The sequence below is a fragment of the Wolbachia endosymbiont of Oryzaephilus surinamensis genome (assembly GCF_025617515.1).
Lineage (GTDB): Bacteria > Pseudomonadota > Alphaproteobacteria > Rickettsiales > Anaplasmataceae > Wolbachia.
In genome coordinates this window covers 1,622,933-1,641,824 of the sequence record NZ_CP092526.1, presented here as the reverse complement: position 1 = coordinate 1,641,824, position 18,892 = coordinate 1,622,933, and the positions used below count along the sequence as shown (strand labels likewise).

Annotated in this window: 17 protein-coding genes and 1 pseudogene; 12 read left to right on the top strand and 6 right to left on the bottom strand. The window is 34.6% G+C overall.

Features of this window, described 5'->3' with window-relative positions; translation table 11 throughout:
• Positions 1–112: 112 nt before the first annotated feature.
• Positions 113–1,525, bottom strand: a complete 1,413-nt coding sequence (locus tag MJ631_RS07610; protein WP_214303148.1) for an IS4-like element ISWosp2 family transposase — start codon at positions 1,523–1,525, stop codon at positions 113–115.
• An 81-nt stretch (positions 1,526–1,606) separates the two neighbouring features.
• On the opposite strand from MJ631_RS07610, the pseudogene MJ631_RS07605 reads away from it, so the two are divergent.
• The 12 genes and pseudogenes from MJ631_RS07605 to MJ631_RS07550 form a co-directional block, all read left to right on the top strand.
• Positions 1,607–2,119, top strand: a pseudogene (locus tag MJ631_RS07605) (ankyrin repeat domain-containing protein); the annotation flags it as partial.
• Positions 2,120–2,376: 257 nt separating this feature from the next.
• Entirely contained in the window at positions 2,377–3,558 is a 1,182-nt protein-coding gene (locus MJ631_RS07600) for an ankyrin repeat domain-containing protein (protein WP_213863805.1), read from the top strand.
• Between the two features lie 122 nt (positions 3,559–3,680).
• Entirely contained in the window at positions 3,681–4,907 is a 1,227-nt protein-coding gene (locus MJ631_RS07595; protein WP_052264707.1) for a cytochrome b, read from the top strand.
• A complete protein-coding gene (locus MJ631_RS07590; protein ID WP_052264708.1) occupies positions 4,907–5,668 on the top strand; it encodes a cytochrome c1 in 762 nt (253 codons plus the stop codon). Before MJ631_RS07595 ends, MJ631_RS07590 begins: the two co-directional genes overlap by 1 nt.
• Before the next feature lie 85 nt (positions 5,669–5,753).
• A complete protein-coding gene (uvrB, locus tag MJ631_RS07585; protein WP_052264709.1) occupies positions 5,754–7,688 on the top strand; it encodes an excinuclease ABC subunit UvrB in 1,935 nt (644 codons plus the stop codon).
• A 307-nt stretch (positions 7,689–7,995) separates the two neighbouring features.
• The gene (locus MJ631_RS07580) at positions 7,996–9,192 is read left to right on the top strand and encodes an MFS transporter (protein ID WP_007302153.1); all 1,197 of its coding nucleotides are present in this window, start codon (positions 7,996–7,998) and stop codon (positions 9,190–9,192) included.
• Positions 9,193–9,230: 38 nt separating this feature from the next.
• A complete protein-coding gene (locus MJ631_RS07575) occupies positions 9,231–9,530 on the top strand; it encodes an integration host factor subunit alpha (protein ID WP_007302154.1) in 300 nt (99 codons plus the stop codon).
• Complete coding sequence (locus MJ631_RS07570) at positions 9,527–9,853, top strand: MerR family transcriptional regulator (protein ID WP_012481900.1); 327 nt, start codon at positions 9,527–9,529, stop codon at positions 9,851–9,853. Before MJ631_RS07575 ends, MJ631_RS07570 begins: the two co-directional genes overlap by 4 nt.
• Positions 9,854–9,905: 52 nt before the next feature.
• Positions 9,906–10,496 carry a murein hydrolase activator EnvC family protein gene (locus MJ631_RS07565; protein WP_007302156.1) on the top strand — a complete coding sequence of 197 codons (591 nt, stop codon included), beginning with the start codon at positions 9,906–9,908 and terminating at the stop codon, positions 10,494–10,496.
• 4 nt (positions 10,497–10,500) lie between these two features.
• The gene (leuS, locus tag MJ631_RS07560) at positions 10,501–12,969 is read left to right on the top strand and encodes a leucine--tRNA ligase (RefSeq protein WP_214303203.1); all 2,469 of its coding nucleotides are present in this window, start codon (positions 10,501–10,503) and stop codon (positions 12,967–12,969) included.
• Between the two features lie 108 nt (positions 12,970–13,077).
• Positions 13,078–13,668 (top strand): outer membrane beta-barrel protein, encoded by a 591-nt coding sequence (locus tag MJ631_RS07555; protein ID WP_262986320.1) that lies wholly within the window; start codon positions 13,078–13,080, stop codon positions 13,666–13,668.
• 110 nt (positions 13,669–13,778) lie between these two features.
• A complete protein-coding gene (locus MJ631_RS07550; RefSeq protein WP_214303201.1) occupies positions 13,779–14,516 on the top strand; it encodes a cell envelope biogenesis protein OmpA in 738 nt (245 codons plus the stop codon).
• A gap of 99 nt (positions 14,517–14,615) precedes the next feature.
• On the opposite strand, the gene folD is transcribed toward MJ631_RS07550, so the two are convergent.
• From folD to MJ631_RS07525, 5 genes are all read right to left on the bottom strand, one after another.
• Positions 14,616–15,503, bottom strand: a complete 888-nt coding sequence (gene folD, locus MJ631_RS07545) for a bifunctional methylenetetrahydrofolate dehydrogenase/methenyltetrahydrofolate cyclohydrolase FolD (protein WP_007302160.1) — start codon at positions 15,501–15,503, stop codon at positions 14,616–14,618.
• The gene (locus MJ631_RS07540; RefSeq protein ID WP_007302161.1) at positions 15,487–16,062 is read right to left on the bottom strand and encodes a UbiX family flavin prenyltransferase; all 576 of its coding nucleotides are present in this window, start codon (positions 16,060–16,062) and stop codon (positions 15,487–15,489) included. The genes folD and MJ631_RS07540 overlap by 17 nt, the downstream gene beginning before the upstream one ends.
• A complete protein-coding gene (locus tag MJ631_RS07535) occupies positions 16,055–16,312 on the bottom strand; it encodes a DUF2312 domain-containing protein (protein ID WP_007302162.1) in 258 nt (85 codons plus the stop codon). Before MJ631_RS07535 ends, MJ631_RS07540 begins: the two co-directional genes overlap by 8 nt.
• Before the next feature lie 9 nt (positions 16,313–16,321).
• Positions 16,322–17,599: an HlyC/CorC family transporter gene (locus MJ631_RS07530; protein WP_214303200.1), complete on the bottom strand. Its 1,278-nt coding sequence runs from the start codon at positions 17,597–17,599 to the stop codon at positions 16,322–16,324.
• A 68-nt stretch (positions 17,600–17,667) separates the two neighbouring features.
• Positions 17,668–18,846 carry an aspartate aminotransferase family protein gene (locus MJ631_RS07525; RefSeq protein WP_007302164.1) on the bottom strand — a complete coding sequence of 393 codons (1,179 nt, stop codon included), beginning with the start codon at positions 18,844–18,846 and terminating at the stop codon, positions 17,668–17,670.
• Positions 18,847–18,892: the final 46 nt, after the last annotated feature.

Genomic DNA, 18,892 nt, shown 5'->3' with positions numbered 1-18,892 from the left:
TGTGAACTAGACAGCTACCTTGAATAAGGTATCCATTGGTTTAGTTTAAAATGGTAAAAGTTTTCTTTTAGCTGGTGATAAGAATTCTCCCAACCTATTAGAAAACTTACTATTACCCACAAATATAAAGTTCGTGAGCAAGTCGCCATCCTTCTGCTAGATCAAAGAGACGTCTCCATCCTTTCCAAATAGTAATGGGGCCTGGTTCTAGATCATTTTTTCTAGCCAAATGTCCTCCAAGTTGAGCAATCCATGAAACAGCTTCTTTTATAGTAGGAGTTGCATTTGAACATGGTTTTCTATGTATTTTTACATATAGAACTTTCCATTCTTCTTCGGCTAATAAGGTAGTACACGGTAATGTTGGATCAGTTCTTGCAATTGTTGTAATAAAGAAAATTCTCCAAGCAATAATACTCATTACTGTTAAATATCGCATCAACCTTTCTGCTGTTCCAAGCCTACATTCTTCAACTTTGAGACCAGATTTTAAAATTTTATGTAATATTTCTATTTTCCATCTAAGACAATACCACCTAACTTTTTCAACAGCTTCATCAAAGGTATTGACTGGAAGATTTGTTAAAAGCATCCACTCTAGCGGATTTGTTTCAGAAGGAAAGTCTTTTTCAACAACGTAAACTGCATAGTGTGGTAATTTAAGTAATTCTTCTGTCTTATGCCTAATACTATTCTTAGATGGATGCATAATAAACTTTCCGAATCTAACTTCCAAATGTGCTGTTCTTTTTGGCTTATTATCTTTTGCAGGAACTTCAACTTTTACCGTACCTGCACAATGAGAGGATTTAATAAATTCCCATAACTTCTGCTCACCTTTTTCAGGATATCGAGATTTTCTATTTACTGCCCTATCTTTGGAAGCTCTAACTAACACTGCCGAATTAAGATTATATGCAAGCTCAAAAAACTCATATATATCTGCTTCTCTATCGCATATAGTTATAGTCTCAGTTTGAGTTGAATCAATAATGTTGTTTGTGTTGCTTAAAGTTTCTAACCATTTTATACTCTCTTTATCTTCAATGCGGATACTGTCATTGTTCTTTTTTTTTATGTTTTCAGATTCTTCAGGTCTTGAATAAATTTTTTGATCTAGTATCCCTAGTACCAAACCTTCTATACTAACAGCTAGAGCTGTATGCATTATAATACCTTGACTATGTTTTCTTGTAATAACTCCCAATCCACTTGTTTTTTCATGGTCTGTGTATGAAATATAACTTGTATCTTGGATCACAAAAATTTTTTTATGGGCTTTTGTTCTTTCAACTGTTTTAGCAACGTGTGAAGCTAGAATATCGCCTTCTTTCACGTTCTCATTTTGAAAAAAACGATATGCTGCTTTTGCTTCTGACCAACTTCCACACGCCTGATTGATTGAGCTTTCAGGTAAACTTGTAAAACTATCAGCAATATTTACTAATCGGTCAGTTAACCTTTTATCTCCAAGTACAGCATCTCCAAATTCATTTTCAGCCCATTCATTATTCCTGTTTGCCATTTTTTACCCTCAATGTTTGCAAACTTTAATGTTGTAATACTTTATTTTTATGTCCATTTATATTTGTGGGTAATAGTAAGAATTAAGATAGAATTGGAAGTTAGTAATACCAAAAACTTGGCAAGTAGCACAGTGAACTCTTCCTCCACTCCTACCAGAGCAGATTTTAAAGAAGCTAGCAGCATCACAAGCGGTGCAGTAAAACCTTCTTCTTCTATTAATAGTATATTTAGTTGGGTAACCACTGCCACACTCAATGGCTTATTCAGCAGTGCTCCTACTTTACTTCCTGCACAGCAATCTGTTGACCACTTAGATCGTAGCCCAATTAGTTCTTCACAAGTTGATTGTAATGGAATAATTCTACTAACTGCTGCAGCAATGAGTAAGTTCACAGGAAAAAAATATTCAAGGACACTGGACAATTCACTTCTCACAATAGAAGAAATTAGAGAAAGAAAGCTTAACACTATAGAAAAAAACTTCGAGACAGCACTTAGTAAGTTTAAAAAACTTTATCAATGTCCTGAAAGTTCATTAAGCAATTTAACGATATCTAAAGGTATACATCAAAAGTCCCTTTTAATCAGTTAAAATAAGCACTCAAGCTTGAGTGCTTATTTTCGTATAATCCTCTTTAAGTTAAAGCTCTTATATGTTGAGAATAAGCTGCTAAGCAATTTAAGCAAACTAAGGAGGCTTATGGTGTTTTGTACAAAAACTAAATGTAGCACGTGATCAAATAACAATCTCTTACGTTGTAAATTTTTTTTAATTTTACATATAAATTTCACTAGCATATGCCCAAATTATGTGGTATAAGGGCAAAAATTTTATCCTTTAGGAGGGTTATGGTTACAAAAACAGAAGTTGAAAAATGGAGAGATGGGTTACGTTCTGCAGTAAAGGAACGTGATTTTCAAAAAGCTGAGGAGTATATTAGAGAAGGAAAGACACATACTACTAATGTTATTAACTCTAAAGATAGAAATGGTAACTCACCTTTATCGATTGCTGTTAGTAAACAAGATTTAGAAATGATGAGGTTTTTAATTGAGAATGGTGCAGATGTTAATATTGAGGACTTTTTTCGTGTGCCTCCTATATACTATGCTGTTACAAAGGGCACCAAAAAAATGATAGAGCTTCTAATCGATAAAAAGGCTAGCATTAGTGGTTATTTTTCATATGCTGGTGAAAAACGTACTCTTATAGGCTGGGCTATAGATAAAAATAGTTCGGAAAAAGTAGAGGTCCTACTTAAACATGGTGCTAGTCCAGATGGCAAATTTGATTTTAATGATTCTTCACAAGATTCGTGTCTACATATTGCCATTCAGAAAGATTACCAAAAAATAGTAGAGCTTCTTATTGAATATCATGCTGACGTCAATGTTCAAAACAGACGGGGGCACACACCTATATATTTGGCTATTAGTTTAAAACGTCCAAAAATAATGAAGCTGTTATACGATAGTGGTGCTGATATTGATAATGTTAAGGATATAAGGAACGAGACACCATCAGATTATGTTAAGTTATTTTATCCCGGTAAAACGATAAAAGAGATTGTTGCAGAAGCAGAGAGTGCCAATGTAAACCCAGGTGATACTACTCTTGCACCAAGTAGTGCAGTAAGACCTTCTTCTTTTATTAATAGTGTATTTAGTTGGATGGGAACTTCAACAACTGCTGCACTCAGTAGCTTATTTCAGAGTGCCCCTGCTTTACCTCCTGCACAGCAATCTATTGCACATTCAACTGGAAGCTCAATTGGTTCTTCACAAGTTGATTGTAATGGAGCAATTCTGCTAACTGCTATAGCAATCAGTAAATTCACAGGGGAAAGATATTCAATGCCACTGGATAATTCGCTTTTGACATTGGAGCAAATTAAAGAAAGAAAGGTTAGTGCTATAGAAAGAAATGTCAAGATGGCACTTAGTAATTGTGAAAAACTTTATCAATGTCCTCGAAGTTCATTAAGCAATTCAACAATATCTAAAGGTGTATGTCATCAAAAGTCCCTTTAAAACAAGCACTCAAATTTGAGTGCTTGTTTTTGTGAAATCTACTCTTTAAACTTAAACTTTTTATTGTTTATTAGCGTTAAATTGTTACAATACAATGAGTTAAGATGACAAAGCTTTAAGTTATGGAAGATGATAGCAAAAAAGAAATAATAGAAGAAAAAGGTATATTAGGTTGGATAGAATATAGACTGCCTATATTTTCTTTTCTAAAACATATTGCTTCTTATCAAGTACCAAAAAATTTAAATTATGCTTGGAATTTTGGTTCTTTGGCTGGTATAGCGCTGATTTTACAAATAATAACAGGTATATTTCTTGCTATGCACTATACTCCGCATGTTGATTACGCGTTTAATAGCGTGGAGCGTATAATGCGTGACGTAAGTTACGGATGGTTAATACGCTATACTCATGCTGTTGGGGCGTCACTCTTCTTTATGGTGGTCTATGTTCATATCATGCGTGGATTATATTACGGATCTTATAAGAGACCGCGAGAAATGGTATGGTTTATTGGCATATTTATATTTTTTGCAATGATGGCAACTGCCTTTATGGGATATGTTCTTCCATGGGGACAAATGAGTTTTTGGGGTGCAACAGTTATAACTACTTTATTCTCGGCTATACCTTTAATTGGTGATAAAATAGTTATATGGCTATGGGGAAGTTTCTCTGTTGATAATCCAACGCTCAATCGTTTTTTTGCGCTGCATTATCTTATGCCTTTCATTATTATCGCTTTAGCTATGTTGCATGTTGTTGCTCTGCATAGGTTTGGCTCTAATAATCCAAGTGGAATAGAAGTCAGGTCAGATAAGGATACCATTCCTTTTTACCCTTACTATATAGCAAAGGACTGCATAACTTTTGGTTTATTTTTTATAATTTTATTTGCATTTGTTTTTTATGCCCCTAATTATCTTGGGCATCCTGATAATTATATAGAGGCTGATCCTATGGTAACTCCAGTACATATAGTGCCAGAGTGGTATTTCTTACCTTTTTATGCGATGCTGCGTTCAATTCCAAATAAACTTATTGGTGTACTTACCATGTTTGGATCTATTTTAGTGTGGTTTCTTTTGCCTTGGCTTGATAAATCAAAGGTTAAAAGTGGTGCTTATCGCCCATTATTTAAGAAATTTTTTTGGGTTTTTGCAATAAATTTTGCATTTCTTGCCTGGCTTGGGGGACAAGAAATTAAGGAGCCTTACATTACTTTAAGTAGGCTCTCAACTCTTTATTATTTTTCATATTTTGTGATAATTTTACCTTTACTTAGTAAGTATGAGAAACCAAAAAAATTACCAAAAACAATAAGCGATTCCGTGCCGGAGATGAAGTGATGCTATTGGTTAAAGTTGCTGTGTTTTGTGTATTATTTTTCGCTAATTCTTTGTCTGCAGAGGAGTTTAAACCTTTACCAAATAAGAAAATCGACTGGAGTTTTGATGGAATTACTGGATCTTTCGATAGAGAGTCAATTCAGCGTGGCTATAAAGTATACAAGGAAGTCTGTGCTGCTTGCCATTCAATGAATAGAATAGCGTTTCGTAATTTGCAAGATGTTGGTTTTTCTGAAGAGGATGTAAAACAAATTGCAGCCTCTTACCAAGTTAAAGATGGTCCGAATGATTTGGGTGAAATGTTTGATAGGCCGGGAGTGTCTTCGGATTATTTTATTGCACCTTTTGATACAAAAGAAGCAGCTGCAGCAAGCAACAATGGAGCAATTCCACCGGACTTATCATTAATTGTCAAAGCAAGACATGATGGTGCAAATTATGTCTATTCACTACTAATTGGTTATCAAAACGGTGAACATGATGAGAACGGTTTATATTTTAATCCATATTTTTCAACAGGCAGGTTAGCTATGGCACCACCACTCTCTGAAGGAATGGTAGAATATGATGGTACAAGGCAAGCCACAGTTGAAAATATGGCATATGATGTGGTAAATTTCTTACAATGGGCAGCAGAGCCAGAACTGGAGCGCCGACATAAACTTGGGCTAAAAATAGTGACATATTTTATAATTTTGACGGTGTTTTTTGTATTAACCAACAACAGGATTTGGAGCAGGCTCTATAAAAAGAAAAAATAGAGTTTTTTATGTTCATTCTTTCATACCTTATTTACACTAGCAAATGTATTGTATAGTAATAAATACATTATGAAAATATAAAGGTATGGAATTTCAAATAGTTACACATTTTCAGCCAGCTGGAGATCAACCACAGGCAATAGACAACTTAGTTGCAGGGTTAAATAGTAATAAAAGAGATCAGGTTTTACTTGGAGTAACTGGCTCTGGAAAAACTTTTACTATGGCAAATGTTATTGCAAGAACAAACAGGCCTGCGTTAATTATGGCACATAATAAAACTTTAGCGGCGCAGCTTTACGAGGAGATGAGAGGATTTTTTCCTCACAATGCTGTTGGATACTTCATTTCTTATTATGATTATTATCAGCCTGAGGCTTATTCACCACAAACAGACACTTATATTGAAAAAGACTCTTTAATAAATGAAAGAATTGATATGCTACGCTATTCTGCTATATGCTCTCTTTTGGAGCGTAGGGACACGATTGTAGTTGCGAGTGTTTCTTGTATATATGGTCTTGGTTCGCCTGAGAGCTATCTCAGCATGACCTTGACTTTAAGTGCTGGAGATAAGATTCATGTTAATGACTTTCTGAATAATTTAGTTAATCTCCAATATAAACGTTCTGATGTCAGATTTGAGCGAGGATATTTCAGAGTGCGCGGCGATATTATTGATATATTTCCTGCCTATTATGAAAATAAAGCTTGGCGTTTATCATTGTTTGGTGATGAAATAGAGGAAATTTCTGAGATTGATGCCATGAACGGCAATATTATCAGACGCATAGATACAGTCACCATTTTTCCAAATAGCTATTACACTACATCACGTGAGACTCTTTTGCAAGCAGTTCAATTGATTAAAAAAGAACTACATGAACGCCTGGATTATTACTATTCACAGAACAAAATTGTTGAAGCAAAACGCCTTGAGCAGCGTACTAATTTTGATATTGAAATGATGATGGCAACGGGAGTGTGTAAAGGTATTGAAAATTATTCGCGTTATCTTTACGGAATGAAAGCCGGAGATCCACCGCCTACATTGTTTGAGTATTTACCTAAAGATGTAATTTTATTTGTTGATGAAAGCCATGTAACCGTTCCCCAGATAGGTGCAATGTATAGCGGTAATGAAGCACGTAAAAAGAAATTGATAGATTATGGTTTTAGGCTACCTTCTGCTTTTGATAACCGTCCATTAAAATTGGAAGAGTGGGAGGCAATACGGCCACAGACTATTTACGTTTCGGCTACTCCAGGAAAATATGAATTAGAAAAGACTAATCACGCATTTATAGAGCAAGTTATCCGCCCAACAGGACTGACAGATCCCATCTGCACCATAAAACCAACAGAGAGTCAGGTTGATGATGTGATTCACGAGGCGCAAGTAACAATAAAAAAAGGATTTTGTATTCTAATTACCACATTGACAAAAAAAATGGCTGAAAAGCTAGCTGAGCATATGAGTGAGCTCAGTATGAAAGTAACTTACCTACATTCAGATATTGGTGCACTGGAAAGAATTGAAATTATATGCAAATTAAGATCTAAAGAAATAGATGTTCTTGTTGGCGTTAACTTGTTGCGGGAAGGTCTTGATATTCCCGAGTGTGGATTGGTTGCAATTTTAGATGCTGACAAAGAAGGGTTTTTACGATCAGAGACTTCGCTCATTCAAACGATAGGTCGTGCTGCACGAAATGTTGAAGGCAGAGTAATTTTATATGCAGACAAAATTACTAATTCTATGGATCGTGCACTGAAAGAAACTGAAAGGAGAAGAAAGAAACAGACAGAGCATAATACACTGCATAATATTGTACCAAAAACTATAATAAAGCCTATATCAAATACTTTACAGGAAAAAGTGGTAGTTGAGAATTTTAGCAAGGATGATCTAAATAGTTTGAAAAAGCAAATGTTGAAGCATGCTGAAAATTTAGAGTTTGAAGAGGCGGCGAAAATAAAAGGTATTATTGAAAAATTTAATAACAGACCCGTTACATAACTAGAAAAAAAGATAAATAATTAATAGTTAAGCTGACTTTGATTTATCAACAATTTGAAAAAACATCATCTAAGTGGCAGAAAAATGAGCCAGTTCATGATAATTTCAAATTTTCACCTTTTATCTTATAGGTAATGATTGTTGAACTTATTTCTTTCTTGAGATTATGTACAGACTCTAACAAATTAAATCTCACAACAAATTTGTTGTTTCATAGCTTTTATATCATACTATAATTGCAACTGTTTTAACAATAATCAGAGCCTAAAAGAGGTTTATTATCAATGGACTATTTATAAAAAATCTTATGGAAAATAAAGCTTGGTTCATTTGGCTGATCAGCAACTTAATTGTTATATTCAGCAATATGCAGATAATCTACACCTTTATAAGTGTGAATCTTGAAAAAGAACTTGGGCTCACGATTGCGCAAGTTGCACTAGCTAATTCAGCATATACTTGGACTTTTGCTATCTCACAATTTTTTAGTGGGGCAATGTTTAATGTTTTTTCCAGCAAAAAAATTTATTTTTTCTCGTTATCAATCATGCTCTTTGGTTTTTTTGTCCTTATCAAGAGTGACAATTTTGCCCATTTAATTTTATCTCAATTTTTGATCGCAATTGGAGCATCGTTTGGTTTTGTTGGCGCTGCTCATGTAAGTAGCACATATTTTCCCCTTACTCAATTTGGACTGATGTTCTCACTAGTGCAGACAATTTCAAGTCTTTCTGCTTTGATGATTCAAATGTGCTTCTCTAGCTTGCTTGCCGAAGGTGCAGATTGGAAAAATCTTATTGTATGCGTAATATTATTTGGCGTATCAATATTCGTACTTATGTTTTTTTATCCGAAAGGACTTTCAAAAAAAAATTTGGGGGAATACACAATAAAGAGCTCTATAAAAACAGTAATATGTTCTGTACTAACAGTGCTAAAATTAAGAGATATCTGGATAACCTCAATAGTGGGTGCTATTACTTTTGGAACATTTTTAGCGCTTAATATGCTGTGGGCACCAAGGTTACTAAGCAACTTAGAACTCAATACAATGGAGTTAGGTGTGGCAACTGCAATATTGTGGCTTGGTCTTGCAGTTGGTGCTCCAATTGCAGATCTAATCTCAAATCTATTTAAAAATAGAAGGCACGTAATCTCTGCTTTTGCCACATTGCAAAGTATTTCAGCTATTATTTTACTATGCGGTAATTTAACAGTTCATATTATATACTTTTGTATGTTAATGTTTGGTTTTTTTGCAGGAGGACATATGCTTAATTTTACTGTTGGTAGTGAGATTGTTGAGCAGAAGTATATTAGCACATCATCATCCATTATCAATGGATTTATGTTTGTTATGAGTGGAATTTTAGTGTCAATTTTAGCACTTTTTTCAGATCATCAAATGGCGCTTTTCACAATATTTGCAATGTTAACATTTGCTAGTATTTTTAATTATGCTACAAAAGAAACATACTATAAAAATAAAGTAGCTGAATCTTGAGTCGATTGTTATATTATATTAACATACTGTAATAAATTATGACAACAAAAGACACAACAGTAACTAAGGCAACAATAGCTGAATGTATAAACCAGGAAATTGGATTATCGAAAGAAGACTCTATTGCAATAATAGATGACATATTGGATGAGATAAAAACGAGCTTAGCAAAGGATGGAATAGTAAAAATATCTTCATTTGGAACATTTTTGGTTAAAAACAAGAAAGAAAGACCAGGAAATATACCAAAGACATCGGAAAGGGTAGTAATTAAAGCGAGAAAATCAATTTCTTTTAGACCTTCAAAAATGATGAAGAAATTAATAAACAACCGATGAATAAGGAAAAATTATTTTACACAATTGGAGAAGTAGCTGAAGAACTACATTTGGAGCAGCATGTTTTAAGATTCTGGGAAAGTCAATTCCATCAAATTAAACCCATAAAACGGAAGGGAAGAAGACTATATGATCATAAGTGTATAGAGGCAATAAAGAAAATAAAATATATGCTATATGACAAAGGATATACAATAAAAGGAGTACAAAAGGAATTTGGTAACGATGTAAGAATTGATCATTATTCAAGAAATTTGTTGAAAGAACTTACCGATTTAAGAGACTATTTGACTGATAAAATAAATGAAGAAAGTAATAAATAGACGAAAAACACTATAAAGTTTTGTGAAAGTTGATATATCTAGAGATAAGTGTATGTGTCGTATAGCCTTGTTCTTTATATTATCAGCAATACTGATAAGCTGTGGCCTGCAAAAACCTGCACCTGTACTACTTAAAGGCGAAGAATTTTATGGGAAAAGAGACCTAGAGTACACAAGGGAGTATCATTTGATTAAAGAAAATGTTGATTCTTCGCTGCGAAAAGAAAGTAGAAAAGCCTTTGTAGATAAGGTATATAACAATAATGCACAAAGCATGTGTAAATTTGTAATACCGGTTAAAGGTGCAGTTACCTCTTCTGATAAAATATGTCAAGATGGCATAAAAATTACTGCTCAAAGTGGAACAAAGGTTATTGCTTCTGCACCTGGCAAAGTAATATACGTAGGCAAAGGCCTGAGGTGGTACGGAAATTTAATTATAGTGGAACATAAAGATAATTACATGACTATGTACTCCTATTTAAAAAACATACAAGTTGAAATTGGTGATAAAGTAAAACAAGGTCAAGTAATTGGATCTGCAGGTAAATCAAGCACACAAGATAAAGATCCGCAGATGTGTTTCACAATAAGACATAATGGTCAAGCAGTCGATCCTTTAGTACATATAAACTGTGATTGAATTTATGAAATATGATTTTAAAAACGTTGAAAAATTCTACCAAAATAAGTGGGATTTTTCTGTAAGCAAAGATAGTAAAAAGAAGAAATGTTACGTGTTGGAAATGTTTCCATATCCATCTGGTAAGATTCATATGGGGCACCTGCGTAACTATGCAATAGGAGATGTTATAGCACGTTACAAGAGAGCTCGTGGATTTGAGGTTTTGCACCCAATTGGCTGGGATGCGTTTGGATTACCAGCTGAAAATGCAGCAAGGGACAATAACATTAACCCTGCAGCATGGACACAAGATAATATAGATAATATGCGCACGCAGCTAAAATCTATAGGTCTTTCATACAATTGGGATCGTGAGCTCTCCACATGTGAGCCTGATTATTACAAACACGAACAGAAATTTTTTCTGGATTTTTTAAAGCATGGTCTTGCCTATCGAAAAGAGTCGTGGGTTAATTGGGATCCAGTGGACCAAACAGTGCTTGCAAATGAGCAAGTGGTTGATGGAAAAGGATGGCGATCAGGTACAGTTATTGAAAAACGTAAGTTATTCCAATGGTTTTTAAAGATTACTGATTTTGCTGAAGATTTGCTTCATTGTCTGCAAAGTTTAAAAAATTGGCCAGAAAAAGTCAAAACTATGCAAGAACGATGGATAGGAAAATCTGAAGGTGTAACTATAGATTTTGAAATAGTTGGCTTGAATAAGAAGTTAAAGATTTTTACAACTTCTCCTCATACTTTATTTGGAGCTTCTTTTCTTGCAGTAGGAGCAGAGCACCCTATTGTACAAGACCTTAAGGACAAAGAAATAAGAGACTTTATTGGTAATATGAAGGCAAAGGGGGAGAATGATGAAAAAATTGGAATTTACACTGGACTGAACGTCAGGCACCCATTTCTCGACAAGGAATTACCAATTTATATAGCGAATTTTGTGTTGATGGAGTATGGAGAAGGTGCGATTTTTGGTTGCCCTGCACATGATCAGCGTGATTTTGAATTTGCACAGAAGTATGGTTTACCGATTATTCCTGTAGTTTGTGAAGAGAGCACAGAGAGCACAGAGATCTTAAAAGAACCGTACTTCGGTGATGGAGTGATGTTCAATTCTGAATTCTTAAACGGACTAATGATTAATGAGGCAAAGGAAGTAATCATTAAAAAGCTTGAAGAAAAAGGAATAAGCAAAAAAACAGTAAACTACCGTTTGCATGATTGGGGAATTTCAAGGCAACGTTATTGGGGATGTCCTATACCTGTTATATATTGTAAAGATTGTGGAATTGTTCCAGTTCCAGAAAAAGACCTCCCTGTTGTTCTACCAACGGATGTAGAATTTACAAGTGGTGGTAATCCCCTGGACAAGCACCCAACCTGGAAATTTGTTGATTGTCCAAAGTGCGGAAAGCAAGCAGAACGTGAAACTGATACATTTGACACTTTTTTTGAATCTTCTTGGTATTTTGCTGCATTTTGCAGTGAAAATAAATCGATTAATAAAGATACTTGTAATCGTTTTATGCCTGTTGATTATTACATAGGTGGAATAGAACATGCAATTCTACATTTGCTTTACTCAAGGTTTTTCTGCCGTGCTTTAACTAAATGTGGCTATTTTGATGTTAAAGAGCCTTTCTCTACTTTAATCACTCAAGGAATGGTCTGCCATATAACTTATAAAGATGAGAATGGCAAATGGCTCTTTCCCGAAGAAGCAAAAGAGTTGATTGCGAAGGGTGCTAAGATCCAAGTTGGAAAAGTCGAAAAGATGAGTAAGTCAAAGAAGAATACAGTTGACCCAAACTTTATCATAGAAAAATACGGTGCTGATACTGCTCGTTTGTTTGTATTATCCGATACCCCCCCAGAAAAAGATATGGAATGGTCTGATGATGGCGTGGAAGGTTGTTTTCGCTACATAAATAAATTGTGGCGTATGGTAGTGCAACTTAGGCCCGTAAACATACACTATGATAATGAAAACATTGTAGGTAAACTCCTAGAGTACAGAAAAAAAATCCATAAACTATTGCAAGTGCTTACAGATGACTTGGAAAACTGCAGATTAAACTGTGTGGTAGCAAAGTTTCGTGAAATGACAAATTTAATAGCTGAAATAGACGTAAAAACTGGAAAATCTCTTATTGATGAAGGTATATGCATACTAATCAGAGTAATTGAGCCATTCATGCCACACCTGGCTGAAAATTTATGGCAAAAAATAGGAGGCGAAGGCATGCTATATATGCAACCTTGGCCAAAAGCTGATGAATCACTACTAATTGATAATATGGTAACTGTGGCAGTACAGATTAATGGAAAGTTGCGTGCGACTATCAAAGTAGAAACTGATTTACCTCAAGAAGAATTGAAGAAAATAGCAACAGGTTCTGTATCTAACAAAATCGATCAAAGCAAAATTCGCACTATATATGCTGTACCAAATAAGGTAGTAAACATAGTTATATAAAAATTTTGAGTAGCATGTCCCTAATTTCGTAGGTATACTTTTTTTGATATGAGGTTATATCTTTTTTAATATAAAGGATATATACTTGTGCATTATATATTTTTTTGTATGGGTAGTTATATGAAAATAAAAGGATTGTGTGTTTTAGCTGTTTTGCTCACTTCATCTCTAGCAGGTGCAGCTAGTAATAAAGCAGCTAGTAATAGTGCAAAAGAGCAGTACTACGCAGGTTTAAACTTTGGTGGTGGATGGGGCACTGGATTAAAAATAAAACCTGGCTTAGTTTTTGGTTATAATTATGATAAAAGCTCTAAGTTTGAACTTGAGATTCTCACTGACGTAAGTGATATGTTTGGAGGTAAGGATGCAGAAGGAAAGGACACAAACAAGAAAATGGGAGCTAGTTTATTAGCACATTACCGTTATTATCCTGACGTTGACATTGATCCTGTGAAACTATATGTCAGTGGAGGTTTAGGAGGACATCTACAAGTATATCCTTTTGACATTGTTGGCACTGAAACACTAGATAAAATACTGGGTGCTATTTCGTACAAACTGAAGGTTGGTGTTGATTATGAAGTTGCTCCACAGATAGTTGGTACAGCTGCTTTAACCGTAGGCGGGCAACTGAGTGGTTTAAAAGCAAAACAAATACCAGATGCGATGCTGGAAGTAGGAGTACGTTATAGTTTTTAATGCTGGATGGCATTGTGTACATGTTTAATGGTTAGGTGTAACCATAAGCAATGCTCAAAACTTGCTGCTAGCATGTTTGAACACTTATTCCAGTCTGTTTTAAGGAAGTAATGTGTATGAATTATATGAGAACGATGAAAGTGTTCGCTGTGTTGATTGCTTTAGCAAGTACAGCTAGTAATGGTACAAGTGAGTTAGAAGATCAGTACAAAGATCGGTATGAAGACCAGTACAAAGATCAGTATGAAGATCAACACAAAGATCATTGTGAAGATCAATACGAAGATCGATATGAAGACCAGTACGAAGATCATTACTATGTAGGTTATGTAGGTTTAAACTTTGGGACTCGATGGGGTGAAAGCTTTAAATTGAACCCTAACGTTGTCTTTGGTTATCATCATAACAAAAATTCTAAGTTTGAACTTGAGGTTCTTGCTAACATAAGTGATATAACTGATAAACAAAAAAGGAAAGTAGGAGCTAGTTTGTTGGCAAATTACCTTTACTATCCTGATCTTGAAATTGATCCTATTAAATTATATGCTAGTATAGGACTGGGTGGATATATTCGAATATTGCCATCTTTTGGTCTTGGTGAGGATACAAATGCAGTTAACACTCCAAATTCGGCTGCAACTGTAGCTGCAGCCGCAGGTCAAAATGAAACACTAGATAAAATACTGGGTGCTATTTCCTATAAAGTAAAGTTAGGTGTTGATTGTGAAATTATTCCGCAGATAGTTGGCACAGTTGCTATTACTGCAAGCGGTCAATTAAGTGGCTTTAAACCACCGATGAAAAAACCAGATGCAATCATAGAAGTAGGTATACGTTATAATTTTTAAGCTATGAACACTTTGAATCCCTATACACAGTTGTATGCTTGGTGCTATATATGTGCTATTTGCAAAGGTATTCTGTTTATGCTAACATTAAGCTAAACCTTAAGCAATAAAATCAGAAGGATCAACTCCCTTCTGTAAGCAAGCAGCAACTAAAGTGTTGATCATAAGAAATGCTATTGTCATCGGGCCAACTCCACCAGGCACTGGAGTAATAGCTTTGACTTTTTCTTTTACTCCCTCAAAGTCAACATCACCCACAAGCTTACTTTGATTTCCTATGTTAATGCTATTTATGCCAACATCAATCACTATTGCACCTTTTTTTATCCAATCTGGTTGAACAAAATTTGGCTTTCCAACTGCTGCAACTACTATATCCGCCTTAGAGCAATAATCAGCTAAATCCCTACTTTGTGAATGCAAGATGGTAACAGTGCAATTTTCTTGCAACAATAGGTGAAACATTGGCTTACCCACAATATTTGATCTGCCAATGATTACCGCATTTTTACCGGACAGATTATTTTCAACTGACTTAATTAAATGCAAAGAACCTTTGGGAGTACAAGGTATCAGACAATTTTTTTCACCTTTAACTAACCTGCCAACATTCTCATCATGAAAGCCATCTACATCTTTTTCAACACTTACTGTATTAATTATTCTGCTTGCACTGATGTGCTTTGGTAAAGGTAACTGAACTAAAATTCCATGCACAGATGAATCTTCATTTAATGTATTAACTTTTTCAATCAATTCATCTTCTGAGATACTATCAGGCAAAACAATAGTTTCAGAACTTATGCCTATTGATTCTGCTTTTCTTTGTTTATTACGAACGTAGACCTGACTTGCTGGATTGCTACCCACGAGAATTACTTTAAGACAAGGAAAAACATTATACTCTTTCTTTAAAATATCAATTTTTTTTGATAGCTCCTCACAGAGATCATTTGCTGTTTTTTTACCGTTAATAATAATTGACATTTCCTTGCCACTCCTCGAAGTCAGGTAATGCGATATCAAATAAATTCAATACTTTACCAACAGAATGATTTACAATATCATCCAAAGATTTTGGTTTAATATAAAAAGCAGGCATCGGCGGAGCAATAATTGCTCCCATCTCCGTTAGTTTTAAGATATTTCGTAGATGTCCAAGATGTAGTGGAGATTCTCGCACCATAAGAACTAATTTTCTTCTTTCTTTTAGAGTTACATCTGCAGCCCTTGTTAATAGATTGGAAGTCACCCCCGATGCTATTTCAGACATTGTTTTCATAGAACATGGAGCAATAACCATACCTGAGGTTTTAAATGAGCCGCTTGCTATTTTTTCTCCTATTTTTTCTTCAGAATAGTAAAAATCTGCAAGCGACATAATATCTTCAAGTTTTTCTTTAATCTCATGAGCTATAGTTATTTTTCCAGCACTGCTGATCACTAAATGAGTTTCATGATTGGTATTTTTTAGTGCCTCTAGAATCCGTACACCGTAAATAGAACCAGATGCTCCACTTATTCCAATTACAATCCTACTATTCACCTTCGTAATTCATTCCCAATGCACGTTTGTAGGTATCAAGTAATATTTCCTGTTCCTCCCTGTCATCATCATCCATCTTTCTTAGCCTAATAATCTGTTTCATCACTTTTATATCCCAACCTTCATCTGCAGCTTTTGCATATACATCACGAATGTGATCTTGCACATCCCTCTTTTCTTGTTCAAGTTTTTCTATTCTCTCTATATAGTTCTTCAAATCTTCAGCCGTTATTTTTAATGTATCTTCCATAGAACCCAACTAATTAATTGCTACTACAGTATTATCAGTTTTTACTTGTACTTCAATCATAGTAATAATATTTTTATCTTTTTTTAAAATCTTAAAGTAAAAACCGTACATGGAAAACTCTTCATTTTCTTCAGGAATGCGCTCTATCTCGTTTACAATCATACCTGCTAGAGTTGTAGCTTCTTCATCAGGAAGATCCCAATGTAACTGTCTATTAATATCCCTAATAGTAGATTTTCCTTCTATGTGATACATATTATCGGATATCTTTTTTATAAAATTCTCTGTGATCAAATCATGTTCATCTGAAATTTCTCCAACTATTTCTTCCAGTATATCCTCAAGAGTTACGATTCCCTGTAGTGTTCCATACTCATCAATAACAAATGCAAGGTGTTTCCTGTTTTTACGGAAGTTGTGAAGTTGTACACTGAGTGGCGTACTTTCTGGTATAAACCAAGGCTTTGACATAACTTTGGCAATCTCTATTTTATTATCCTTTTCACGCAAGGCATTTATTAGATTTTTCACGTGAACCACTCCAACAATATTATCTGGTTCTTTTTGCCATAAAGGTACTCTGCTATGGCTACTGGTTAAAATCTCTCTTATTAAATCCTCTTTGTTTCGATCTATATCAAGAGAAAATAAGCTTCTCCTGTGAGTCATAATCTGTGATATTTCTGTCTCAGCCAAATCAAGTATACTACTTAGCATATCTAAATCCTGTTGTAACATAGTTCCTTCACTGCGATGAAGAGTAATCATGTTACGCATTGCATCTGCTGCAGATATTACCTCCCTATTCTTATGAAGCCCACATAACTTCAGAATGAGATTGACAATAAACTGAATGCCTAATGTCAATGGAGAAAGAATCTTGACAAAAAACAGCATAAAATAAGAAGAAAGCAATGTAAATTTTTCAGGATTTTGCATGGCGTAAGTTTTTGGTAAAACTTCACAAAATAGCAAAATACAAAACGTCATCATGAATGTTGAAAGAAAGATGCCTTCACTTTCAAAGAAATGTATAAATATTGCTGTAAATAAAGCGGAACAAGTAATGTTAATAATTGTATTGCACAGTAATATTGTTCCTATTGTTAATTCTTTTGTATTCAACAAGCGGTCTATTATCTTAGCTCTTTTATTGCCATCTAGCTTTAGTTTATTAACTCGGGAGCGGCTAATTGAGGTTAACCCTATTTCTGCTCCTGAAAACAAAAACGATAAGATCAACAAGAAGAAAATTGCTGACAATACTGAAATCAATAACCAATCCATTAAAGTATGATGTTATTGCGATATAGAAACAGAGTTGATTTTATATGTTGTAAGAAGCATTTGCAAGTCTATATATCTTTAATATAAAAAAATAAATCATGAAATATATCACACACTGCATTCACATGCATACTCTCAACAACAAGTGGAGGAGTTATTCTTATTACCTTATTATTTAAAATATTAGTCATTATTAAGCCTTTGTCAAGAGATTGTTTAACAATTTTATCAGCCAAAGGTACTCTAAGCTCTATCCCTATCAATAAACCCTCCCCACGAACTTCTGAAATGATCTTCGGAAATTCTTCAGTCAAAGGCAACAACTTTTCTTTTAGATATTTACTGACCTTCTTAACATGGTCAAAAAAGCCTTCCTTTAGCATTACATCGAGTACTGCATTACCAACAGTCATGGCAAGTGGATTACCTCCATAAGTTGACCCATGAGTTCCTGGAGTGATTGCTTCTGCTATATAATCTTTTACTAAACATGCAGCCAGAGGAAATCCATTACCCATAGCCTTCGCACAAGTGAGCATATCAGGTTCAACTCCTATATTTTGATAGTAAAATAGAGAGCCAATCCGTCCATATCCGCATTGCACTTCATCAAAGCATAAAATTATTCCTTGAGCTTTTGTTATCTCTCTTACTTTTTTAAGATACTCTACGTCCAATGGATGTACTCCGCCTTCACTTTGTATGGGCTCTAAAAATATGGCAGCTGTTTCGCTATTGATTTTCTTTTCTAATGCTTCAATGTTATTTCTTGGAACTTTATCAAAACCAGAAAGGAGTGGAGCAAAACCTTCGCGTGATTTTTCATTTCCCCCAGCTGAAATTGCAGCAATACTGCGGCCATGAAAACCTCCTTCAATTGTAATGATGTGACTGCGCTTTTCTTGTCCATTTAAGTAGAAATAGCGGCGAATAAATTTAATTGCAGCTTCTGTTGCTTCAAGTCCACTTGAGCAGAAAAAAACTTTATCGGCAAAGGTAAGTTCTGTTAAACGCTGAGCAAGCCTTTCCTGCTGAGGAATAGTAAAAATATTAGAGCAGTGCCATAATGAATCCAGTTGCTCCTTCAGTTTATCTGTAATGTATGGATGACAATGCCCTAGAGAGGTTGTAGAAATTCCTGCAGCAAAGTCTAAATATTTTTTACCATCCTTATCGAAGAGATATACTCCTTCTCCTCTAACTATAGAAGCTTCAGATCTATTATAAGCGTTAACAACATGATCCATTTTAAATATTATCTATACTGTGCATGAAAAAGCTTTCCCTTAATAT